Origin of the sequence: Paenibacillus urinalis (assembly GCF_028747985.1) — a bacterium.
GTDB lineage: Bacteria > Bacillota > Bacilli > Paenibacillales > Paenibacillaceae > Paenibacillus > Paenibacillus urinalis.
Genome location: NZ_CP118108.1, coordinates 707,134 through 729,660, shown reverse-complemented (window position 1 = coordinate 729,660; position 22,527 = coordinate 707,134). Strand labels below are relative to the sequence as shown.

The window sequence follows — 22,527 nt, the reverse complement described above, 5'->3', positions numbered from 1 at the left end:
AACTCTATAGTACCTAACATCGATATTATATAAAATTATTTATTATATCAATTGAAAGAAGAGGCGTGGATATGATAAATAACGAATTGTTACAGCCCGTTCGAATCGGGCCCTGGCAACTACAAACACGGATTGTAATGGCTCCAATGACGCGCTCATTTGCCAATGATGCTACGGGTACGGTTGGTGAGGATGTCATTGCTTACTATCAACGCCGAGCGGAAGACGGAATAGGCCTTATCATCACAGAAGGCATTTTACCGACAATCCAAGGAAAAGGGACCTTTGGAGTACCTGGATTATATACAAGCGAGCAAGTGAGTGCCTGGCGCAAAGTCACGGAGGCAGTACATGAAAAAGGGGGCACCATTATAGCACAGCTATGGCATGTCGGCAGGCTGACCCATCCTGATTTAACAGGGGGCCGTCCACCTCTTGCCCCCTCTGCTCTGCGAGCTGAGGGGCTTGTACATCGGTTGCATAAACCTTACGCTATGCCTAAGGAAATGACGGATGAAGATATTCGTATGACCGTACATCACTTTAAACAGGCAGCTAATAATGCTATTCAAGCCGGTTTTAACGGGGTCGAAATTCACGGAGCCCATGGCTATCTAATCGATCAATTTGCATCGGAATCCACAAATCGACGTACGGATGGTTATGGTGGTCACAGGACTCAGCGTCTGAGACTGATGAGAGAAATACTTTCTGCCATTGGTGAGGATATCGGTATGGAGCGTGTCGTTCTACGCTTCTCTGAATTGAAAGACGATGAGCCCAGCTTCCGATGGTTAGACCCTATCGCTGAGATCGAGTCATACATCGAGATGTTTCACGAGGTTGGTCTGCAAGTCATCCATCCATCTACAAACCATTTCTCCCAGCCGATGTGGGAAGGTCTGACATTTCACGAGCTCGTGCGGAGTCGATGGGAAGGTTATATCATCGGAGTTGGCAATCGTACTCCCGATTCTGCTGTGACAGCCATCCGTTCAGGTGTGATCGATCTGGCTGCATTTGGCCGTCCCTTGCTGGCAAATAACGATTTTGTTAACCGCCTTAAGACCGGATTGCCGCTCAATCCTTATGATTCAGCAATCCATTTAGCACAATTGATCTAGAAGAGAGCATTTCAGCACTTTTAATGCACTTTTTAAGTGACCAAGATTAAACGATACACCACATGTGTGTACTTTTCCGGTTACTTGAATAAGTGCTTTTTTGTGTTTATTTGCTTTTTCTAATGCTGGTAAACATCGGGTTATCTGCAAATAATCAGGATATTCAATCCATTTTTTAAAATTATTTACAAGTATAGGGTCGTCCGATATAATAAGCAACAAGACTGTAAACGTTTACATTAAATAATTAATAAGGAGATGACTGTTATGTTGGCAAAGTTCAAGAAGATTCCAGCTCTCTTGGCATTATCCTTGATATTCTCCGTTATCACTCTCCTGATTCCGCCTTCCTCTACTGTTCTAGCGAGTTCGGGAGAAACGGCAAGTATTTCCGACATACTCAAATATCAGCAAGCCGATGGCGGATGGAAAAAGGATTACAGCTCGACGAGCGGAGAATGGTCCAAATCTACGATTGATAATAAGGCGACTTATACCGAGATCAGAAGATTGGCCGCGGAATACCAGAAAACAAACAATACTCTATATTCAGCTGCTGCGATCCGTGGAATCAACTTCTTGCTAAACATGCAATATGCGAATGGAGGCTGGCCGCAAATATACAACAGCTCCGGTTATCACAAGCACATCACATTTAATGACAACGCCATGATTAACGTTATGATTCTACTCGATGACGTCGCTAACAAAAAAGGCGATTTTTCCTTTGTGGACAGCACGTTAGCCAGCAGAGCCAGTACTGCTGTATCCAAGGGAATTAACTTGATTTTGCAAATTCAGGTGTCTGTGAACGGTAAACTTACCGTTTGGGGACAACAGCATGATTCCTCAACACTAAAGCCGGCTGGAGCAAGATCCTATGAGGTTCCTTCTCTTAGCGCACAGGAAAGTGTGAACATCGTTAAATTCCTCAAGACTAGAGCCTCTACTACGGCAATTGCAAATAGTATCACGGCAGCGGAAGATTGGTTCAAAGCTGTAAAAATCACCGGTATCAAAGTAGTAAAGACTACGGATGATGTTGTGGTGGTTAGTGATCCGAGTGCGCCGGCCATTTGGGCTCGTTTCTATGAGATCAATACAAATAAACCGATCTTTGTCGGTCGAGATGGTGTAGTGAAGTACAAGCTAAGTGATATTGAACAAGAGCGAAGAGTTAATTATTCCTGGTATGGGAACTGGGCCAACAGCTTGGGAATCTATTAAGATGAGTTAAATAAACTTTCCAAAATAAAAGCAGACAAGGGCGAAGGATCTCTCCTGAACCGTCTTGTCTGCTTTGTCGTTTCCTCCTACGCGGCTAATTCTCTGCATACCTCTGCACAACGGAAACAGGCTTCTGCACACTTCCTGCAGTGCTCCATGTCATGCCGTTGACACTCTGTACCACATGCTTCGCAGATGGCTGCACATGCACTTGCCAGCTCCGATACAACGGGTGTACCTCTCAGTAAAGCTTGTTCAAGAAATCCGCAGATGTCAGCACATTCCCTGTCCAAGCGGATGCACTCGACCATCATACCTACATGTTCTTCCTTCAAGCATGCATCATAGCAATGGTTGCAGGCAGCCATACATTCGTGCAGCGCATGAACTGCTGACTGATACTGTTCTTGTAACATATTACAGACCTCCAGATCATTTTTCTCTCTTATGAAGTACCCTTCTCATTCAATCTCAAACATAGGACCATTCAATGGCTGATGTGATAGAAATGAAATAACAAGCAGCTTCTTTTGCATGTCTATGGGTCATTATGGTTAAATAAGAGCATTGACCTGCAAAGGAGGAAACGATCATGACTGTTAACTATGAACAAGACCTGCTGCCGATCGGTTCTGTAGTACGCATTAAGGAATGGAAGCAGAAGCTGATGATCTATGGCCGGCTGCAAAATGATACTGAGTCTCAGAGTACATGGGACTATGTGGCATGTTATTATCCACACGGCAATTTAACAGAAGACTCTAATGTCTTCTTTAACCACGAGGATATCAAGGATGTTATATTTAAAGGATTTGAGGATCATGAGGAAGTTGCTTTCCGTAAAATCCTTGCTGAAGCGATCAAGGAAGCCGAGTAAGAGGCAATCTGAAGCGTTCTGAAGCGTTCGGTTTTTGGCTGACTCGAGCGTTCGGTTTTTGGCTGACTCACTCCGGTTGACTTCGTCAAAAGTCGTTCTTCATCCAAAAATCTCACTAAGTGGGTGTAAAGAAGTAGCCCAGCTGTAATTTAGCTGGGCTTTCTTCAAAAATCCTTTTTCCATTATTTCAGCGTTGTTTACATAATAATACTCGTCCATAGAACGACCCTGGCTTTTACCTGCCGAGGACTTCATATAAATAGTATTTCTTTGCTACTATCTCTAGAGGTAGTAGCCGCCTACAGTGCCTTGGCTGTATAGATCAGCTCTGTTTCACGGACGTTTGTTTTTCCTGCGGATTGGATCGCTCCGTATTGGTGCATGTTGGTTACAATGACAGGTGTAATTGTTTCGTAGCCTGCTTTTTCAATCTCTTCCCTGTCGAACTCCATCAGGAGATCACCCACGGATACCCTCGCTCCAGCTTGAACCTTCGGACTAAAGAACTGCCCTTTCAGCTTCACTGTATCAATACCAATATGAATTAGCATTTCCGCACCGCTGTCACTGACAAGACCAATCGCATGACCGCTCTTGGACAGAGAGAATACAGTTCCGTTAATCGGAGATACAACACGTCCTTCAGACGGCTGAATGGCAAATCCTTGGCCCATAATCTCTTCTGAGAACGCAGGATCATTCACCGCACTCAGCGGTTTGACTTCCCCCGTGATCGGGCTGTATACTTCCTGATCTTCTACCTTTGCCTCTTCCTCTACTGTTGTCGTAGAAGGAGCAGTGCTCGTTTCATTCGTTGGAGCAGCCTGTGCAGTCACTGCCGATTGAGAAGCATTAGATTCTGTTTGAGCAGCTACTGGAGCTTGTGCTGGTACTGCTTCCTCGAATCCAAGAATGTAAGTCAGAATTGCTGCCGCTGCTGTACCGATAACAAGACCCATGATTGCATAGATGAATGTATCTCCGATGACCATTGGGATACCAGGCAAACCAGCAAGACCACCAATTACATAAGCCTTAGTATTGAAGTAGCTCATGAAGGCACCACCGATACCTGCCCCGAGAAGAGCTGCAATAAATGGTTTCTTATACTTCATGTTAACCCCGTACATTGCAGGCTCTGTAATTCCCATAAATCCTGTAATACTTGTAGAGAACGCAAGGGATTTCGTTTGTTTATTTTTCGTTTTAAGAGCAACACCAAGTGCACTACCTGCTTGTGCAAAGTTGGCTACCATCATCATTGGAATGAGGTAATCATATCCCAGAGCGGCAACAGATCCAATCATAATTGGTACTAGTGCATAGTGCATACCTGTAATAATCAAGAGCGAGAAGGTTCCGCCCACAATAAGTCCTGCAAAAAGACCTGCGTTATCAAACAACCAAGAGAATGCGCCCGTTAAGCTGTCACCAATAATAACACCAAGTGGTCCAACTGCAATGAGTGTTAAAGGTACAATGACAAGTATAGTAACCGTAGGAACAACAATCAGCTTAAGTGATGCATGTGTAACCTTATCTACAGCTTTCTCTACATAAGAAGCGAGCCATACTGCAATCAGAATCGGAATAACCGATGATGCATAAGTGGCAGCGATTACAGGAAGTCCAGCAAACGTGACACTTTCACCTGATGCAAGTAATGCAGTTAAAGTTGGATGAAGTATGGCACCACCAATTGCGGCACCAATGTACATGTTGCTTCCCAGTTTGCGAGCTGTACTAATCGCCAAGATAATAGGTAGGAAGTAGAACGCTCCGTCTCCGATTGCCGACAGAATCTGATAAGCCGAACTCGTCTCTGACATCCAGCCAAAGGTAACAAGGAGAGCAACGATCCCTTTGATCATACCAGCGCCAGTAATAGCAGGAAGGATCGGAGTAAATACGCCTGAGATAAAATCGAACAGCGCACTTAGCGGATTTTTCTTCTCTTTAGTTACCGTAGTTCCGCTGCTAGTACCCGCATCCGGTGATTTACTCATGTTACCTACCAATGCATTGTATACTTTAGGCACTTCGTTACCGATAATGACCTGGAACTGGCCTCCGTTGATCATGACACCCATAACACCCGGTGTGTTTTGAAGGGTTTTCTTATCTGCCTTATCATTGTCATTCAGGTTAAAGCGAAGACGGGTCATACAATGCGTTACTTGATCGATATTTTCTTCGCCGCCGACCAGCTTCAATATATCTTTGGACAATTGCTGTTGATCCATGATGATCTGCTCCTTTTTAGGAAAAGTAATAAGTGAAAAGCTCGTGCTGCATTTATAAAGGGTAAAAAAAAACCTAAACACTGAAACCAAGACAAGATCAACTTATCTGTGATTCAACGTTTAGGTTTTGCCTGTCCTGTACGACAGTAACAATCCCGTATTATTCGGTTGATTGCTCGTTTCTGACTATTCGCTCAATATGAATGGTCAGATATAATATTTCTTCCTTTGATAATACCCGTCCATAAATTTTTCGGGTGTAATCGTTAATCTTCAAGGCACAAGCGTAAGCTTCAGGATATTGCTTGCTGACCAGGTCGTGAAGCGGGTTATCCTCTTCCTTCCCTTCAATCGCGGTCCCTGCTATCACCCGCTGTGCAAAGTATTTCAGATGTGTTAAGAACCGATAGTAACTGAGTGAATCTTCATCCAGCTCAATCACAAAGCTTCGTCTTACAATGTTTAGAATATCCTTGACGATATTCGTAATGCTGATCGTTTCCCTCATCTCGCCGTTCATCTGGGCATTTACAAGATGCATTGCGATGAATGCGCATTCGTCTTCCGGCAGGAGAACGCCGAGCGTTTCTTCAATAATATTCAGCGCCTTCTGACCAATGGCAAACTCCTTGCGGTACATCCGTTTGATCTCCCACAGCAGTGCGTTCCGCAGCTGCATGCCCTGCCGATGACGGTCTATGGCAAAATGAATATGATCCGTCAGCGAGATGTAGATGCTCTCATGAAGCTTCTCGCCAAGTACTGTTTCCGCATAACGGATAATCTCATCCGAGCATTCCACATATTCCGCAGGAATATCCGACAGAAGCGTTTTCAGTTTCTGTGATACTTCCTTGCTTTCAAGTGAGAATACCTTTTCAATAAGAGATTCATCAATCGAGTCTCCTGTGTGTTTCTTAAAGGCGATCCCCCGCCCCATGACAACCTGCTCATTACCACTTGAATCGATGACCGTCACAACATTGTTGTTCAGCACCTTCGCTATTTTCATCTGTTCACATCACCTTGTACTGGCAAAAAATTAAAGGCAAAACCAAAGCAGAGCATTGTTGCAGCCCCGCTTCTGGTTTTGCCTGATTTAACAGTAACAATCCAGTAATATATTAGCTATAGGCCTATCTTACCATATCAACAGCCAAATGACAACGGATTTATGAAAGCGTTTAACATTCCCGAAGGTGCCACTATTCGTTAATTACTTTTTGGCAGCCGGATCTGTAAGACTCGCTCCATTTGTACCAATAACTTCTTTATACCAATCAAATGATTTCTTCTTATACCGCTCGAGACTGCCTGTTCCGTCATTGTTACGGTCTACATAGATGAAGCCGTATCGTTTCTTCATCTCCGCTGTAGACGCGCTGACCAGATCAATACATCCCCAGGAGGTGTAGCCCATAACCTCGACTCCATCCTCGATCGCTTTGCCCACCTCAAACAGATGGTCATTCAAATACTGAATTCGGTAATCGTCAATCACGGTCTTATTCCCCTGCTCGTCCGTAACAAGCTCATCAATAGCCCCAAGTCCATTCTCAACAATGAACAATGGCTTCTGATAACGGTCATAATATTTATTGAGTGTAACACGAAGACCTTGAGGATCGATCTGCCATCCCCATTCGCTCGCTTTCAGATAAGGGTTTTGCACACCTGCGAACAAATTGCCTTTACCTTCATTCCGCTTGTCAGGATCGGCTGTTTCGCAAATGCTCACATAATAACTGAAGGATATGAAATCCACCGTGTGCTTCAATATTTCAGCATCATCATCTTCGAATTGAATGCTAATATTGTTCTCCTTGAAATAACGATTGATATATTTAGGATAATAGCCGCGGGCATGCACATCGGCGAACAGATCATTTCTTTGCTCTGCATGCATCGCTTTAACCACATCATCCGGGTTCGGCGTGAGCGGATAAGTCGGCATACTGAGGACCATACAGCCGATTTTGGCCTCTGGCATCATCTCATGTCCGATCTTCACGGCTAAGGCACTGGCTACCAGCTCATGATGGATCGCCTGATACAAATCCTGCTTGGAGAGCTGCTCCTTCGGAGTAAAGATGCCTCCGCTCATAAACGGCTCCTCCAGAATAGAGTTGATCTCATTAAAGGTCAGCCAGTATTTCACTTTTCCTTTGTAACGGGCAAACAGTGTTCTGACATAACGCTCGTAGAATCCAATCATTTTGCGGTTAACCCAGCCGTTATATGTCTTCGACAGATGCAGTGGCGTCTCATAGTGAGAGATGGTGACCAGCGGCTCAATACCATACTTCAAGCACTCGTCAAACAAGTCATCATAGAACTGCAACCCTTTCTCATTCGGCTCAAGCTCATCCCCTTGCGGGAAAATCCGCGACCAGGCAATCGATGTACGGAATACCTTGAAGCCCATTTCAGCAAACAGCTTGACGTCCTCTTTGTATCGGTTATAAAAATCAATCCCTACGAGCTTCAAGTTGTCTGAAGTCGGTTCTTCTGTTCTCGGCGCTGCAATACCCTTTGGCAGCACGTCTTGAACAGACAGTCCCTTACCATCTTGATTATATGCTCCTTCCAGCTGATTGGCGGCTACAGCGCCGCCCCATAGGAAGTCTTTCGGAAATGAAGTCGTCATATTTGTTCAGCCCTCTCTCGATTGTTATATCCTGCACAGAAGCCGGGCTGTTCATTCTCTCATCCACTGACGAAATAATCTGTTATCGAAACCGTATCAGAGCAGTAATGCAACAGCTCTAGCACTGCGTATCTCTCTTAAAGCACTTCTCCGTTAGAGGCGATAACATTCTTGAACCATTCAAAGGAGTCCTTCTTCAAGCGCTCAAGTGTTCCGTTGCCTGCATCATCCAGATCAACATAAATAAAACCATAACGCTTGGACATTTCAGATGTAGACATGCTGACCAGGTCGATCGGTCCCCAGCTTGTGAAGCCCATCAGGTCTACACCGTCATTAATTGCTTCATTCATCTGCTCAATATGCTTTCTAAGGTAATCCATCCGGTACGTATCATGAATGGAGCCGTCCTCTTCGATCTTGTCATATGCGCCTAGTCCATTTTCTACGATAAAGAGCGGTTTATTGTAACGATCCCATAGCGTGTTCAGTGTAACTCGAAGCCCAATTGGATCGATCTCCCAGCCCCAGTCGGAAGCCTCAAGATAAGGATTCTTCACGCCGCCAGCCAGATTGCCAGCTACCTCTTCCTCATCCGCAGATGCTGATTTCGTTACACTCATGTAATAGCTGAACGAAATAAAATCCACTGTATTGTTGATCAGAATTTCATCATCGCCCGGCTGGCGCTCGATAACCACGTTATTCTCTTCAAAGTATCGTGCCATGTAATTTGGATACTTACCACGAGCATGGACATCAGTAAAGAACAGGTTGATTTGATTTTCCTGCTGAGCCAGTCTTACATCCTCTGGATTGCAGGTCTTCGGATAGGTCTCCATACGAGCCAGCATGCAGCCTACTTGGGAGCCTGGAATAATCTCATGGGCCAGCTTCGTCACCAAGGCACTCGCCACAAACTGATGATGCAGTGCTTGGAAGGCCGTTTGGAGCTTGTTATCCACCTTGTCCACCAGAATACCGCCGCCCGTATATGGGCTGATCAGCATGACATTAATCTCGTTAAATGTCAGCCAGTATTTCACCTTGTCTTTATAACGCGTGAATACCGTCTCTGCGTATCTCACATAATGGTCGATGACTTCACGTCCGGCCCATCCGTTATACTTTTGAGTAAGACCCAGCGGTGTTTCATAGTGTGACAGCGTTACGAGCGGCTCAATGCCGTATTTAAGCAGTTCATCAAATACCTCATCATAAAATTTCAGGCCTTCCTCGTTCGGTACTTCATCATAGCCATTCGGGAAAATACGGGACCAGTGAATAGACATCCGGAATACCTTGAAGCCCATCTCGGCAAATAGAGCGATATCTTCCTTGAAACGGTGATAGAAGTCAATTCCATGACGCTTGGGAAAACGCTCTTCAATCTCTCCAGCGAGGATCTGTTCTATTCGGTCCGAAGTAATATCCATGGCATGGCCACCTTTACGAAGCTCCTTAGGAACATGGGCAATCATGTCTGCGGTGGAGAGACCTTTGCCACCTAGGTTATAGCCTCCCTCAAGCTGGTTCGCTGCGGTTGCTCCGCCCCATAAGAAATTTTCCGGAAATCCTTTTTTGGCTAATGTCATCATTAACAACCTCTCTTCTATGATTTAAATATAGAAATTTCGAAATATAGATAAAGTACACAGGCTTGATTGTTTTCGTAGGTAGACTCCCGAATACGCCGGCTGTCATCCGAGGTCAGAAAACAAAAAAAACCTAAACTCAAGGTAAAAGCACACTCCGCCAAGGAGCCTGTCATTTCACCATCAGTTTAGGTTTTGCCTGTCATAAGCAGTAACAATCCATTAAACGATGCTTCTAAAATATGTGGTTGTCATGTAATGTAAGCGTAACACAGTGCAAATATAAAATCAACTTGGTCACTGAGATGCCATCAATTGTTGCTGTGCCTATAGCTGTCATTATCTACTTTACTCCGAATGTATACTGACCAAGCTATCATTTAGATCATTATAAGAGCAAACAATCGTTTGTTTCAAGCCATAGGCACAGCTTAGGCATCAGACTATTAACAGCCCCTCCTTCAGGAGAGATTCCATAAGAATGAATCCGTCATTTCTCCTCAGGATCCTATTTGCTTCTCTTTCAGAGTTCTTGACATGACTCGGCTGACTGGGCTGGATCACAGCTCAAGTCCTCTTTGAGCACAAGGTAATAATGCCAAACATTGTCCTCCGGACCGTTTATTATTCTGCGGTATACCTTAGATGGAGGATAGATCTCATGAGGATAGTCTTCTCCGTTAATCACCTTGCTCACGACAAGAGCAATCGTATCCTCCGATACACTGCTTTGCTGCCATTCTCCCCCCAAGTGTTTGATGATCGTTTCTCCCAAATAACCGCCCCAAGCCTTGGACATCTGAATCTTCTCGTGTTCTGAAGGGCCCCTTCTAAATATCTTTCTCACACCTCGGGGCAATTCTTCATGATAGCGTTGTAATATCCCTTCCAGGCTCTTGATGCTATCTTCACTGTAATCAAGCTTCTGACCCAGCTTCTCAGCTAACTCAACAGCGTCTTCAGCATAGGCCTTCATCATGTCTGCTACGGTCGGCTTCATTTCGTCTCTTCATCCTCTGCCTTATAATATGTTCCAGCCTATTTCAATGCTTGACCACAGCTTGAAGATCGGCTATATCATTAGACGTTAGAGCGAATTAGAAGTTCTGTTATAATCTATAGTTTCTAATTACGGGGTTTCCAGAAGGTAAGCCCCTCCTGAACATGCTGCCCATACCAAGCCTTGAGCTCTGGCAGCGTCCGGACCCCATAATCCACGACGGCTTCATAGATTCGGACCGACCTAGTATCTGATTTGCTGCTCTTAAATTGTCCTGTGCTTGTGCAAAGACACTCATTGTAATCCCGTCTCCTCCAAAGAATCTAATCTATTCTAGATTTAAATCATCTGTTCCTCAAGCCGCCTAAGCCGTTCCTTCGTCTATGTATGTTATTCCTCGATCCGCTCTAGCTGCCGCCTTAAGTCCGCCTTGATAAGAAGGCACTGGCATCAGTTGATTAGCGTGATCCATATTAATCCAGGCGATTTCCCCTATCTCCTCGGGTGATGTGATTTGCAGTTCTCCTCCGATCACTTCACTTAGAAAAGTAAAGAACAGCACTTGCTCTCCGCGCTTTTCAATAATGCACTCACTTACCCCGACAAGCTCTCCTACTTGTATGAAAAGGCCTGTTTCTTCTCTTGCCTCTCTAACTGCAGCTTGCTCCAATGTTTCATTCGCTTCTACCGCCCCGCCGGGCAGTGACCAGCGTCCGTTATCCATGTTTTGAACCATGAGCACCTTAGAGCAGGTATCATCCATAATTAAGGAGTAGACTACATTCCTTCTTTGCATTTCTAATTCCTCTTCCTACAATTAAGATTGGAAATATAAACCTATTGTAGATCTAAACCATATCAGGAACAAGTGTTCTTTCCCAAAAGAATAAGACACCCTTCTCAATATTGAAGAAGAGTGCCGCTTAATATAAAAATGATAAATATGCAAACATACGATGATGATAGCTTTGTATTCGAGTTACGCAATTACAGCGTACCGAGCTCAGACCAAGGCATGCTAAACGATTGATTAGCCTGACCTTGGAAGATCATTGAATTGCTGTTTGGATCTGCCGTAATGTCCACGATGTATCTAGCCCCGATCTTATCCCAGCGCTTCACCAGATGTCCGCTTGGATCGAACGCCACGACTGCCATTCCTACCCGATTATCTATATAGCTCAGCGGCCAGTAGGTATAACCGTCCGATTTAATGATCGGATATATCGCATTCGGTTGAAGCGTATCTGGAGAAGCCAAGCATGTCGGCTTCAAATCCGATGGAATAGCAGGCAGTGTACTTTCAGGGGCTTTGGCTATCAAGAAGACCTTATGAGGCCCAGGAGATTCCGAAGGTACTTCGTCTTCTGCTGTCCATGATCCACGCTGGTGATCGAGCTGACTCAGCTCGGCAATGACGTTCTGCAGTGTCACAGCATCGGCCTGGGCCAGAGCCGGCTCCACTGTTTTTTGTACAATATTGCGCACAACTGCATCACTGATCTCAATATTGCTCTGCTGAAGAGAATCCAGAGCCCGCTGAATGCTCTTCATGGACTCCACCATGATACTGGCTTTATCGAGAGAGAGCTTCAATGAACCGCGCACTTGATCCATCTGATGTATACCATGCCGCAGCTTGCTTCTTAGGATGGCCCCTTCGATCGCATCAATGGCTAGCCCGATACCTACAACGACAACCGCCGCAATGACTCCAGCAATGAGTCCGCCTGCAAGTGTTCCGACAGCTATCTCGACGCCGAGGACAGAGCCAAGCACCGTTGCAGCCGTCTCCGCTGCCATGATGCCCGAATCGACCAACACGGCGGTTACTCCTGGAGCAAGATATTGCACGGTGATAAGAAAGCTCGCTACATCGACTAAAATATTGGTGATCCCTACAGCCGTATCGCCTGTCGAGACATCATGTGCCGCTCCGCTTGCCTGCAGGATATCAAAGCTCGTAACATCGGGGACAGCCAAGCCATGCTGTATATATAGATCTGCAATCTTGGCGTTAATATCCTGGCTCAGTATCGTAAATTCTGCATAGTTACTTTTCAATTGATTCAAGAAACTTTGTGTATCCGAAGATAGCTCAATGAGTCTCGCCTGCCGCTTATCATTGTCCGGAAAAAAGATCGACATTAATTCGTATCCTCATTTGTCCAGGATTTGCGGTCAGTGTCCAGTCCGCTCAGTTCAGCGTTGACTACATCAAGCGTAATAGCCTGTGCTTTTTGCACACTTGGCAGCACGTCTTTCGTAATCAGATTGGTGATGATCTGCTCATTCAGCTCGATGCCTGCACCCGTAATTGCATCCAGCGTCGTCTTCACGGATTGAATGGAGTTTTTCAGCTCTTTGGTCTGATCAAGTGACATTTTTGCCGTTTGTCTCATCGGGTAAATCTGATGCAGCCCTGTTCTTAATTTGTTTTTGGCAATGGAGCCTTCGATCGCATCGATACCCAGATCAATTCCAGCAACGGCAACGCCTCCGGCGATCCCCCCGAGGATGCTCCCTGCCAGGTCTCCCGCTGTAATCTCTACTTCTCTGTCGATGAGTGGTACCGTAAATTTGGTCAAGACCTTAGCGGCCGTTTCCTCTGTCATAAGCCCTGCTCTGACCAGCATCTTGGTAGCCGCTGGAGCTAGATATTTAACCGAACCGATAAACCCGGCTACATCGACAATGACCTCTGCAATCGCAACAACCGTCTCCTCCGTGTTAATATCCGTAGAAGGATCTGCCTGCTTGATGACATTAATCTGGCTGATATCCGGCTGCTTCAATCCGGCTTCCTGATACACACTTACGATTTGAGCATTGACTTGAGTACACAGAGCTTTAAAATCGTTATAATTCGCTGTTGCATCATATAAGAAATTTTCAGTGTCCGTAGCGAGTTCAATCAATCTTCTCTTTCTATTGTCGTTGTCTGGATAAAAAATTGGCATAACCTATCCCACCTTCTCATTATTTGAGTTTGAATCATTAGTCTGTTGCTGAGAAATACACATTAAGTACGTATCCATCTTGTGGTACTCGGCCAGTCCTCGCCCGCTCCCAGGAATATCTAAGGAGTTTACCTGGATGCCGACTTCCGGCTGAGCGAATCCAAGCTCACTAGCAGGAAGCTTTGGCACAATATCCGGCGCATTATAGATACGCCATGTACTGGGGACCAACTTCTCATAGGCGGACGTAAAAGTCCGATCTCCGACCATGGGAGAACCAAAGGTGTATACCTCTGTCTCCATCCCGCAAAAGGCGGCCGCATACGCCGTCAGTACAGTCAATGCTCCACCGAGGCTATGCCCCGCAACAGTCAGGCTGCTTGCTTGGAGATTCTGGGTATACTCTGTCATGAGCAGGGATTTGTCTCCTTCAAGCAGGTGAACCTTAAGGGAGCGGTACATTCTGGCGAATCCCTCTTCCACCTTGCCAACGCCTCCAGGTTCCGTGTAGGACAGCAGGAAGAATTCAAAATCATCAATCCACTCCAGCTCTGTCTCCGTTCCCCGATACACAATTCCCTTGCGGGAAGGGTCGGTCAAGGATTCCATAACGCAGCCAATCCATTCTTCGGAATGCGATTTGAACAGAGAAGGCTCAATTGAAATCCCGGCGATGATCTTCCAGTTCGGCAGTTCAATCTCGAGGAGTGCGTTCGCATCACTAACTGTTCGATCTGCACTGTAGACGGACTTGATGAAGCCTCCCCATCGCATTGCCTCGTCGTGGTTAAACACCGAGCTACACATATCCGGGATCTCCCAAATGAACCTCAATGCTCTGAATTACAATGGCAGGATTGGACTGAATGAACATCCGTATAATCTCCATCCTTTCTGATTTCGGATAACTTCTTGACATTTCATATCTTACAGACCCGCGTTAAATTTACGTTCAAGCCAATCTAAAGAATCGTTAAAGATACGCTAAAGATACATAAAAAAACACCGTCTATACATAGACGATGTTCTATAACTAATATGAAGTTGATCATCTTCACATCATTGGTGCTTGTTATTGATCCAGTGCATTCAGTTTGCAAATGAGATCTTCGAGCTGTTCCTCGGAAGAGTGATTTTACGAGAATCTTCAATAAGTGGACAGGAATAACCCCGCTTCTATACCGCAAAAAAACGGGGATACGCGAGTAGTCACAATGATCGTGACTGACTCCGTATTCCCCGCATTGCCAGGTTTAACATCATCATTTATGTGATTAATATTTTAAGCTTTGAATTGAACCTTGAACCAGGCAGCTGCGGCAATGACTTCATTACGGCTCAGCTGGTGACCGTTATTCTCCCAATGCATCTTCACGTTGGCACCGGCGCCGGTAAGGAGTTCTTCAAGCTCTTCCGATTCCTGCGGAGCGCACATCGGGTCGTTTTTTCCTGCGGCAATAAATACCGGAGCACCTGCCAAATCCGGAAGCACAGCGTCCCGAAGAGGTACCATGGGATGGTGAAGTATCGCCCCACGCAGCGAATCCGCGTAATGGAACAACAGGCTGCCTGCAATATTGGCACCGTTAGAGTAGCCGATGGCCACGATATTGCGGCGGTCAAAGCCGTACTGCTCTGCCGCTTCATCCAGGAATTCATGCAGCTCTCGTGTACGGAAGATCAGATCCTCTATATCAAATACCCCTTCAGCCAGACGGCGGAAAAATCGGGGCATTCCGTGTTCGCTTACGTTTCCTCTCACCCCAAGTACACTTGACTCTGGAGATACCAGCTCTGCAAGCGGAAGAAGATCGGTTTCTGTTCCTCCTGTGCCGTGGAGCAATAGGATCGTTGGTGCTGAGGGGTTGCTGCCTTCACGATAGATATGCTTCATATTCATACTTTAGTTCCTCCTTCAATATTACGGACAATGACGTCCGGCAAATTTGCTTCGATTGCTTCACGGTGAGGCTCATACCAGGATGGAAGCATGATCTTCTCACCCAGTTTATCAGGTGTTTCATCATTTGCGAACCCAGGAGGGTCTGTGGCGATCTCAAACAGGATGCCGCCCGGTTCTCTGAGATATACAGCGTTAAAATATTGACGGTCAATGATGCCTGTTGGATGAAGTCCAGCCTCTACGGCCATGTTCCGCCAAGCTTCATGTTCTTCGAAATCTTTGGCGCGCCATGCAATATGATGGACTGTTCCGGAGCCGCCGCGTCCAGGAGCCATTTTTACTTTGTTGATATCAATAATATTACCCAAATTTCCTGTTCCTTCGAAACGAACCCATCCTTCCTCTTCAGCTACTTTCGTCAGCCCAAGGAAATTTTCGAGCACCCGGATCGTTTGCTCCGGAGCCAGACTGTACAATACAGAACCGCCAAAGCCTTTGATCGCTTTATCTGACGGAACTCCATTGAAGGACCAGGTATTCAAATCCCCCGCCTCACGTTCAACGAGCTCAAGGACAAGTCCTGCGTTATCCAAAAACCGAATATAGCTCTCGCCAAAACGATGTTTCTCTTCAAAACGGATATCAAATGAGGTCAGTCTTTCCTTCCAAAAATCCATGCTGCCCGGTGGAATTGCATATACGGTTACTCCTGTTTGCCCGCCTCCGACAGCACCTTTACGTGCACCAGCCTGCGGGAAGAAGGTGATGATTGTACCCGGACTTCCTTTCTCATCTCCGAAGTAGAAGTGATATACTTCCGGTGCATCGAAGTTAATGGTCTTCTTCACCAGGCGAAGTCCGAGCACGCCGGCATAAAAATCGACATTGCGCTGAGCATCGCTCACAAAAGCGGTAATATGGTGAATTCCTGCGGTTTGTAACATGTTAATTTCCTCCACTCCATTATTGAATTTTGGTTTATACATTTCCAATCTATATCTGAGCTGCTAAGCTTTGTAAAACATTTCAAATTATAATATCTTAAATTTAAGATAATTTCTATGTCCTTATCATAAACCCTCCACAACGAATTTGCAAGAGGAGATTTTCTATTGTTTTCCAACACAAAAAAACGGCCTCTTTGTATGATGAACCATAATGAAGTTCTGCATACAAAAAAGCCGTTATGGTTTAGTTATTCCTGTGTTGAAACTTATACCAGTGCTTTGGCCGCAATATCGGTCCGCTGATGCTTTCCTTCGAAATCAATGCCTTCCGCTGCTGCATAGGCTACCGCTCTCGCTTCTTCAATAGTGGTACCCCGTCCGACAATACCCAGTACGCGTCCACCGTTGGTTACCCATTCTCCCGCCTCGTTCTTCGCCGTTCCCGCATGGAATACAAGCGCAGACTCCCCGCTTGATACCTCATCCAGTCCTGAAATAACAATTCCTTTAGGGTAAGAAGCCGGGTAGCCGCCCGATGCCTGGACGACACACACGGCAGCTTCTTCACTCCACTCGATGTCGATATCAGCCAGCGTTCCGTTGACGGCGGCCAGGAAGATCTCGAGCAGATCGGTCTTCAGCCTAGGGAGCACGACTTGCGTTTCCGGATCTCCAAAACGTGCATTGAACTCTATTGTCTTTGGTGTTCCATCGGGAGATATCATCAGCCCGGCAAACAGCACTCCACGGAATGGACGTCCTTCTTCTACCATTGCCTTTGCGGTAGGAATGACTATGGATTCTATGGCCTTGTCAATAATGGCTTGATCAATATGAGGAAGCGGAGAATAGGTTCCCATTCCGCCTGTATTCGGCCCTTTATCTCCATCATACACCGGCTTGTGATCCTGTGCTGCCGGCATGCAGCGAACCGTTTCTCCATCCACAAATGCAAGAATGGACATTTCCTGCCCTTCCAGAAACTCTTCAATAACGACTTGAGTACCGGCATCGCCAAATACCTTGTCCAGCATCATACTGCGCAGCGCCTCTTCGGCTTCTTCCATCGTATAAGCTACGGTTACCCCTTTGCCCGCAGCAAGTCCATCGGCCTTGATGACGATTGGAGCCGTGCGTGAGCGCAAATAAGCGAGCGCCTGTTCATAGTCACCAAACTTCTCGTAGGCTGCCGTAGGAATGCTGTATTTCCGGAGCAGATCCTTCATGAATGTTTTGCTGCCTTCGATTTCTGCCGCATTTTTGCGTGGGCCAAACACAGGAATGTCCTTCGCTTCGAATGCATCCACAATTCCGTCGGCCAACGGATCATCCGGTCCAACGACCACCAAACCGATTTCTTTTTCCAACGCAAAAGCGGTCAACTGCTCGAACTCGCTGACTGCAATCGGCACACACTCCGCAATCTGGCCGATTCCTGCATTTCCCGGTGCACAGTAGATCTTGCCAGCCTTTTCCGATTTCGACAAAGCCCATACGATCGCATGCTCGCGGCCGCCGCCGCCAATGACGAGAATATCCATAGGTTAGGTTCCTCCTTAATATCATCCTATAAAAAAGCTTCTATCTAGTGTAAAGCTGAGGACCGGCGACAAGTTATCGCTAAGCCCTCAGCTTCTTTTTCTGGGTAAAGATAAGGATCTGATCACGCTCCGCTTGTCCGTTCAAATCCCCTTTTTGATCTTTTGTGCAGATAACGCTCGAATCCTCTATTCAATTGTTTATCTATTGATTAGTGTTTGAAATGACGTACGCCCGTGAAGACCATGGCAATGCCATGCTCATTCGCAGCCTTGATGGATTCCTCGTCTTTGATCGATCCGCCAGGCTGGATGATGGCTGTAATGCCGTGTTTTGCAGCAAGTTCAACCGTATCGCCCATCGGGAAGAATGCATCAGATGCAAGCGCCGCCCCTTTGGCTTTGTCTCCCGCTTGCTCAAGCGCAATCTTGGCTGCACCGACGCGGTTCATCTGACCAGCGCCTACACCCACCGTCATATCATCGGCTGCAAGCACGATCGCATTGGATTTCACATGCTTAACAACTTTCCAGCCAAAGAGCAGCTGCTTCATTTCTTCGGCAGAAGGTGCACGATCCGTTACAACTTGAAGATCACCTTCATCGATGGAGTGAATGTCACTTTGCTGCACGACCATACCCCCGTCAATGGAAGTGACAACAAACTGGCTTGTACGCTCCTTCGCAGAGCCAAGCTCACCCATTTTCAGCAAGCGGATATTTTTCTTTTTGGTCAAGATTTCCAGTGCTTCCGGTGTAAAGTCCGGAGCAAGGACGATCTCAAGGAAAATTTCACTGAGCTTTACAGCTGTATCACTGTCAATTGTCCGGTTAGCTGCAACAATGCCGCCAAAGATCGAAGTTGGATCTGCATTGTAGGCTTTCATGTAGGCTTCATAGATATTCTCACCTGTACCTACGCCGCAAGGATTCATGTGCTTAACTGCGACTACAGTTGGAGCATCAAATTCCTTCACGATCTGCAGTGCTGCGTTCGCATCGTTGATATTGTTGTAGGACAGCTCTTTACCATGCAATTGCTCTGCAGTAGTGAGTGTCCCGTTCGGTGCAAGCGGTTTGCGGTAGAAGGCAGCCTGCTGATGCGGGTTCTCCCCATAGCGCAGATCCTGGATTTTTTCATAAGTCACGGTGTAGCGCTCTGGTAGTGGATCTCCGTTGACATTAGACAGATAATCAGAAATAAGGGCATCATAAGCCGCCGTATGACGGAAAACTTTTGCCGCAAGCTGTTTACGAGTTTCAAGAGTCGTATCACCGCTCTCACGAACTTCAGCAAGCACCTGCTCATAGTCGGCTGCATCGACAACCACACTGACAAAAGCATGGTTCTTGGCTGCAGAACGAAGCATAGTCGGACCACCGATGTCGATATTTTCGATCGCGTCCTCATAAGAAACGCCCGGCTTCGCAATGGTCTCTTGGAATGGATACAAATTAACGACAACGAGGTCAATGTAATCCAGACCCAGATCTTTCATTTGCTGCTGATGCTCAGCATTGTCTCTAACTGCCAGCAGTCCGCTGTGCACAGCAGGATGCAGTGTCTTGACGCGTCCATCCATAATTTCAGGAAAACCGGTTACGTCCGATATCCCGATCACAGGAACGCCTTCGTTCGACAGCAGGCTGCTTGTTCCTCCTGTCGAGATAATTTCCACACCCAAATTAGACAGCTCACGGCAAAAATCCACGATACCCGTTTTATCCGAAACGCTAACCAGCGCTCTTTTAATACCCACGATTAAGATCCTCCTCTTGTTCATCCCATTTTGGTGCTAAAAATTGTTGTTTTATTTCCCGAGAAATATCATATCTTGCAGCGAACAAATGAGTAATATCGCAAAATGTTACTTTTCCGAATCCTGCCTCTTACTTTCTGACATCATTCTCCGCAATCGTAACTTTGCGTCCATCCAGCGTGACAAGCCCTTTGGTGAACCAAGATACGACCTCTGGATACAGCTCACGTTCCAATTCATGAATCGAAGCAGCAAGTGTCTCTGTTGTATCCTCCGGTGAAACCGTAATGGCTCTCTGGGCTATAATAGCTCCTGTGTCCATTCCTCCGTCCACAAAGTGCACCGTAATCCCCGTCATCTTTACTCCGTAATCCAGAGCTTGTCCAATGGCATCCTTACCCGGAAACGCGGGCAGCAGGGAAGGATGAATGTTAATCAGCCTGCCTGCATAACGGTCAACGACAACAGAGGTTAAGAGCCGCATATAACCGGCAAGGACTACAAGATCAATCTCGCGCTCCTCCAGCTTGGCGACAATCTCCTGCTCGTAGGCTTCTCTTGAAGCATACTCTTTAGGCTTAAACACATGGCATTCAATTCCAGCGGCTTCCGCCTTCTCCACTACTGGAGCCTGTGGTCGATCACTGACTAACAGCTCAATCGTTGCATCCAGCTTACCGCTCGCTGCAGCATCCACCAATGCCTGAAAATTGCTGCCCTGTCCCGAAGCAAACACGGCAATGCGATAGCCAGGCATTAGACTTCCACTCCTGTAAAGGTCACGATTCCGCTGCCTTCGGTCACACGGCCGATGGTGTAAGCTTCCTCACCATTCGCACGAAGGACTGCGAGTGTGTTCTCCGCATCCGCTTCACTGACAACAAGGACAAGACCAATTCCCATATTGAAGGTTGTGAACATATCGCGATTAGAGATGCTGCCTTTGTCCTGCATCAGCTTGAAGATCGGCAGAACCGGCCAAGAGCCATGATCGATGTCCACGTTCACGCCTTCAGGAAGCATCCGCGGAATGTTCTCGATGAATCCACCGCCTGTAATATGCGCCATGCCTTTTACTTTCACTTCATCCAGAAGTGCGAGGACTGGCTTCACATATATCTTGGTCGGCGTAAGCAGCGTACCGCCCAGTGTTCCGCCAAGCTCTGCAATCTCATCCTGCAAGCTGTATCCCGACTGCTCCAGCAGCAATTTGCGAACCAGAGAGAAGCCGTTGCTGTGCACGCCGCTGGAAGCAAGACCGATCACCGTGTCGCCAGGTGCAATCGTGCTGCCGTTAATGATCTTCGTTTTGTCCACGACCCCTACCGTAAAGCCGGCAATATCGTATTCCCCTTCACTGTACATGCCTGGCATTTCGGCTGTTTCTCCGCCGATCAACGCAGCTCCAGCCTGATGACATCCCTCAGCAATACCGGCTACAATCGCTTCGATCTTGTCAGGTACGACCTTGTCACATGCCAGATAGTCGAGGAAGAACAATGGTTCTGCACCTTGTACGACAATGTCGTTCACACACATGGCCACTGCATCAATGCCGATCGTATCATGCTGATCCATCGCAAATGCAATCTTCAGCTTCGTTCCGACACCATCTGTGCCAGACACGAGTACGGGCTCATCGTATTTATCCTTGTTCAATCCGAACAAGGCACCGAATCCGCCAAGATCGGTCATAACTTCAGGGCGAAATGTACGTTTTACGTGTTTCTTCATTTTCTCAACCGCTTCGTTGCCTGCCGCGATATCGACGCCTGCATTTTTGTATGCTTCTGACAACTTGGTCACCGTCCCTCAAATATAAATTCACCCTCCTAAATCCTCCCTGACAGGGAGGACCCCAAAGAGGCCGCGGCCCCTCTGGACACCCGCAAAATGGATTCGCGGACCGGAGTTTGGTTGGATCCTGCTATGGTTACTGTGGTGCTGGGATTCGCTTTCGTCTTGCAGACACGCTCTACTGCTGATTGCGCTATGCGCGCAGGGGCTTCACCCGAGCTTACCCACTGTTTGCCTTCGGCAAATGTGTAGGGATCATGGTGAAGCTCTCTGGCACGCTGCGCGTGGCTGCTCCGCTGGGACCTCCTGCTGTTTGCCTTCGGCAAATGTGCCGGGTCCATTGCGATGCCCTTGGCGCTGCGCGCCTTGCTTCCCTTGAGCCTTCCCGCTGTCTGCCTTCGGCAGATGCGCTGGGGCTCGCGGGGAAGCTCTTTGACACGCTGCGCGTGGCTGCTCCGCTGGGACCTCCTGCTGTTTGCCTTCGGCAAATGTGTCGGGTCCACTGCGGTGCCCTTGGCGCTGCGCGCCTTGCTTCCCTGAGCCTTCCCGCTGTCTGCCTTCGGCAGATGCGCTGGGGCTCGCGGGGAAGCTCTCTGGCACGCTGCGCGTGGCTGCTCCGCTGGGACCTCCTGCTGTTTGCCTTCGGCAAATGTGCCGGGTCCACTGCGGTGTCCTTGGCGCTGCGCGCCTTGCTTCCCTTGAGCCTTCCCGCTGTCTGCCTTCGGCAGATGCGCTGGGGCTCGCGGGGAAGCTCTTTGACACGCTGCGCGTGGTGGCTCCGCTGGGACCTCTTGCTGTTTGCCTTCGGCAAATGTGCCGGGTCCACTGCGGTGCCTTTGGCGCTGCGCGCCTTGCTCCATCAGAGCCATCCCCTGTTTGCGTCGCAAATGTAGGGCGGCTCTTCATGGA

At 47.2% G+C, this 22,527-nt stretch carries 20 protein-coding genes; 3 read left to right on the top strand and 17 right to left on the bottom strand.

Going from position 1 to position 22,527, the window contains the following annotated elements:
* The first annotated feature begins 71 nt into the window (after window positions 1-71).
* Window positions 72-1,124: an oxidoreductase gene (locus PUW25_RS03330; protein WP_274338040.1), complete on the top strand. Its 1,053-nt coding sequence runs from the start codon at window positions 72-74 to the stop codon at window positions 1,122-1,124.
* 267 nt (window positions 1,125-1,391) lie between these two features.
* Window positions 1,392-2,351: a pectate lyase gene (pelA, locus tag PUW25_RS03325; protein ID WP_274338038.1), complete on the top strand. Its 960-nt coding sequence runs from the start codon at window positions 1,392-1,394 to the stop codon at window positions 2,349-2,351.
* An 86-nt stretch (window positions 2,352-2,437) separates the two neighbouring features.
* On the opposite strand, the gene PUW25_RS03320 is transcribed toward pelA, so the two are convergent.
* On the bottom strand, window positions 2,438-2,767 hold the full coding sequence (locus PUW25_RS03320; protein WP_274338036.1) for a four-helix bundle copper-binding protein: 330 nt from the start codon (window positions 2,765-2,767) through the stop codon (window positions 2,438-2,440).
* 176 nt (window positions 2,768-2,943) lie between these two features.
* On the opposite strand from PUW25_RS03320, the gene PUW25_RS03315 reads away from it, so the two are divergent.
* Window positions 2,944-3,228 carry a DUF4176 domain-containing protein gene (locus PUW25_RS03315; protein WP_076312445.1) on the top strand — a complete coding sequence of 95 codons (285 nt, stop codon included), beginning with the start codon at window positions 2,944-2,946 and terminating at the stop codon, window positions 3,226-3,228.
* Window positions 3,229-3,527: 299 nt separating this feature from the next.
* Here PUW25_RS03315 and PUW25_RS03310 read toward each other — a convergent pair whose 3' ends face one another.
* From PUW25_RS03310 to PUW25_RS03235, 16 genes are all read right to left on the bottom strand, one after another.
* Window positions 3,528-5,471, bottom strand: a complete 1,944-nt coding sequence (locus PUW25_RS03310) for a beta-glucoside-specific PTS transporter subunit IIABC (RefSeq protein WP_274338035.1) — start codon at window positions 5,469-5,471, stop codon at window positions 3,528-3,530.
* Between the two features lie 160 nt (window positions 5,472-5,631).
* Window positions 5,632-6,483: a BglG family transcription antiterminator LicT gene (licT, locus tag PUW25_RS03305; protein WP_274338034.1), complete on the bottom strand. Its 852-nt coding sequence runs from the start codon at window positions 6,481-6,483 to the stop codon at window positions 5,632-5,634.
* A gap of 204 nt (window positions 6,484-6,687) precedes the next feature.
* Window positions 6,688-8,118 carry a glycoside hydrolase family 1 protein gene (locus PUW25_RS03300; protein ID WP_274338033.1) on the bottom strand — a complete coding sequence of 477 codons (1,431 nt, stop codon included), beginning with the start codon at window positions 8,116-8,118 and terminating at the stop codon, window positions 6,688-6,690.
* Window positions 8,119-8,255: 137 nt separating this feature from the next.
* On the bottom strand, window positions 8,256-9,713 hold the full coding sequence (locus PUW25_RS03295) for a glycoside hydrolase family 1 protein (protein WP_274338264.1): 1,458 nt from the start codon (window positions 9,711-9,713) through the stop codon (window positions 8,256-8,258).
* A gap of 523 nt (window positions 9,714-10,236) precedes the next feature.
* Window positions 10,237-10,713 carry a hypothetical protein gene (locus PUW25_RS03290; RefSeq protein ID WP_047912796.1) on the bottom strand — a complete coding sequence of 159 codons (477 nt, stop codon included), beginning with the start codon at window positions 10,711-10,713 and terminating at the stop codon, window positions 10,237-10,239.
* A gap of 364 nt (window positions 10,714-11,077) precedes the next feature.
* Window positions 11,078-11,509 carry an NUDIX hydrolase gene (locus PUW25_RS03285; protein WP_047912795.1) on the bottom strand — a complete coding sequence of 144 codons (432 nt, stop codon included), beginning with the start codon at window positions 11,507-11,509 and terminating at the stop codon, window positions 11,078-11,080.
* A gap of 191 nt (window positions 11,510-11,700) precedes the next feature.
* The gene (locus tag PUW25_RS03280; protein ID WP_047912794.1) at window positions 11,701-12,861 is read right to left on the bottom strand and encodes a hypothetical protein; all 1,161 of its coding nucleotides are present in this window, start codon (window positions 12,859-12,861) and stop codon (window positions 11,701-11,703) included.
* The gene (locus tag PUW25_RS03275; RefSeq protein WP_047912793.1) at window positions 12,861-13,673 is read right to left on the bottom strand and encodes a hypothetical protein; all 813 of its coding nucleotides are present in this window, start codon (window positions 13,671-13,673) and stop codon (window positions 12,861-12,863) included. Before PUW25_RS03275 ends, PUW25_RS03280 begins: the two co-directional genes overlap by 1 nt.
* A 3-nt stretch (window positions 13,674-13,676) precedes the next feature.
* Window positions 13,677-14,480 (bottom strand): lipase family protein, encoded by an 804-nt coding sequence (locus tag PUW25_RS03270; protein WP_052512105.1) that lies wholly within the window; start codon window positions 14,478-14,480, stop codon window positions 13,677-13,679.
* 475 nt (window positions 14,481-14,955) lie between these two features.
* Window positions 14,956-15,573 carry an alpha/beta hydrolase gene (locus PUW25_RS03265; RefSeq protein WP_047912792.1) on the bottom strand — a complete coding sequence of 206 codons (618 nt, stop codon included), beginning with the start codon at window positions 15,571-15,573 and terminating at the stop codon, window positions 14,956-14,958.
* Window positions 15,570-16,520 carry a ring-cleaving dioxygenase gene (locus PUW25_RS03260; RefSeq protein WP_047912791.1) on the bottom strand — a complete coding sequence of 317 codons (951 nt, stop codon included), beginning with the start codon at window positions 16,518-16,520 and terminating at the stop codon, window positions 15,570-15,572. Before PUW25_RS03260 ends, PUW25_RS03265 begins: the two co-directional genes overlap by 4 nt.
* A 269-nt stretch (window positions 16,521-16,789) precedes the next feature.
* The gene (gene purD / locus PUW25_RS03255; protein ID WP_047912790.1) at window positions 16,790-18,064 is read right to left on the bottom strand and encodes a phosphoribosylamine--glycine ligase; all 1,275 of its coding nucleotides are present in this window, start codon (window positions 18,062-18,064) and stop codon (window positions 16,790-16,792) included.
* 209 nt (window positions 18,065-18,273) lie between these two features.
* Window positions 18,274-19,821 (bottom strand): bifunctional phosphoribosylaminoimidazolecarboxamide formyltransferase/IMP cyclohydrolase, encoded by a 1,548-nt coding sequence (gene purH / locus PUW25_RS03250; RefSeq protein WP_047912789.1) that lies wholly within the window; start codon window positions 19,819-19,821, stop codon window positions 18,274-18,276.
* Window positions 19,822-19,951: 130 nt separating this feature from the next.
* Window positions 19,952-20,578: a phosphoribosylglycinamide formyltransferase gene (gene purN / locus PUW25_RS03245; protein WP_047912788.1), complete on the bottom strand. Its 627-nt coding sequence runs from the start codon at window positions 20,576-20,578 to the stop codon at window positions 19,952-19,954.
* Window positions 20,578-21,618 (bottom strand): phosphoribosylformylglycinamidine cyclo-ligase, encoded by a 1,041-nt coding sequence (gene purM, locus PUW25_RS03240; protein ID WP_047912787.1) that lies wholly within the window; start codon window positions 21,616-21,618, stop codon window positions 20,578-20,580. The genes purN and purM overlap by 1 nt, the downstream gene beginning before the upstream one ends.
* A 255-nt stretch (window positions 21,619-21,873) precedes the next feature.
* Entirely contained in the window at window positions 21,874-22,524 is a 651-nt protein-coding gene (locus PUW25_RS03235; protein ID WP_274338032.1) for a hypothetical protein, read from the bottom strand.
* Window positions 22,525-22,527 lie beyond the last annotated feature (3 nt).

Coding starts and splice junctions, on each gene's coding strand:
- pelA (WP_274338038.1), top strand. CDS start 1,392: ATGTTGGCAAAGTTCAAGAAGATTCCAGCTCTCTTGGCATTATCCTTG.
- PUW25_RS03265 (WP_047912792.1), bottom strand. CDS start 15,573: ATGAATATGAAGCATATCTATCGTGAAGGCAGCAACCCCTCAGCACCA.
- PUW25_RS03235 (WP_274338032.1), bottom strand. CDS start 22,524: ATGAAGAGCCGCCCTACATTTGCGACGCAAACAGGGGATGGCTCTGAT.
- purD (WP_047912790.1), bottom strand. CDS start 18,064: ATGGATATTCTCGTCATTGGCGGCGGCGGCCGCGAGCATGCGATCGTA.
- PUW25_RS03320 (WP_274338036.1), bottom strand. CDS start 2,767: ATGTTACAAGAACAGTATCAGTCAGCAGTTCATGCGCTGCACGAATGT.
- purN (WP_047912788.1), bottom strand. CDS start 20,578: ATGCCTGGCTATCGCATTGCCGTGTTTGCTTCGGGACAGGGCAGCAAT.
- PUW25_RS03275 (WP_047912793.1), bottom strand. CDS start 13,673: ATGCCAATTTTTTATCCAGACAACGACAATAGAAAGAGAAGATTGATT.
- licT (WP_274338034.1), bottom strand. CDS start 6,483: ATGAAAATAGCGAAGGTGCTGAACAACAATGTTGTGACGGTCATCGAT.
- PUW25_RS03260 (WP_047912791.1), bottom strand. CDS start 16,520: ATGTTACAAACCGCAGGAATTCACCATATTACCGCTTTTGTGAGCGAT.
- PUW25_RS03315 (WP_076312445.1), top strand. CDS start 2,944: ATGACTGTTAACTATGAACAAGACCTGCTGCCGATCGGTTCTGTAGTA.
- PUW25_RS03330 (WP_274338040.1), top strand. CDS start 72: ATGATAAATAACGAATTGTTACAGCCCGTTCGAATCGGGCCCTGGCAA.
- PUW25_RS03285 (WP_047912795.1), bottom strand. CDS start 11,509: ATGCAAAGAAGGAATGTAGTCTACTCCTTAATTATGGATGATACCTGC.
- PUW25_RS03310 (WP_274338035.1), bottom strand. CDS start 5,471: ATGGATCAACAGCAATTGTCCAAAGATATATTGAAGCTGGTCGGCGGC.
- PUW25_RS03290 (WP_047912796.1), bottom strand. CDS start 10,713: ATGAAGCCGACCGTAGCAGACATGATGAAGGCCTATGCTGAAGACGCT.
- PUW25_RS03300 (WP_274338033.1), bottom strand. CDS start 8,118: ATGACGACTTCATTTCCGAAAGACTTCCTATGGGGCGGCGCTGTAGCC.
- PUW25_RS03280 (WP_047912794.1), bottom strand. CDS start 12,861: ATGTCGATCTTTTTTCCGGACAATGATAAGCGGCAGGCGAGACTCATT.
- PUW25_RS03270 (WP_052512105.1), bottom strand. CDS start 14,480: ATGTGTAGCTCGGTGTTTAACCACGACGAGGCAATGCGATGGGGAGGC.
- PUW25_RS03295 (WP_274338264.1), bottom strand. CDS start 9,713: ATGACATTAGCCAAAAAAGGATTTCCGGAAAATTTCTTATGGGGCGGA.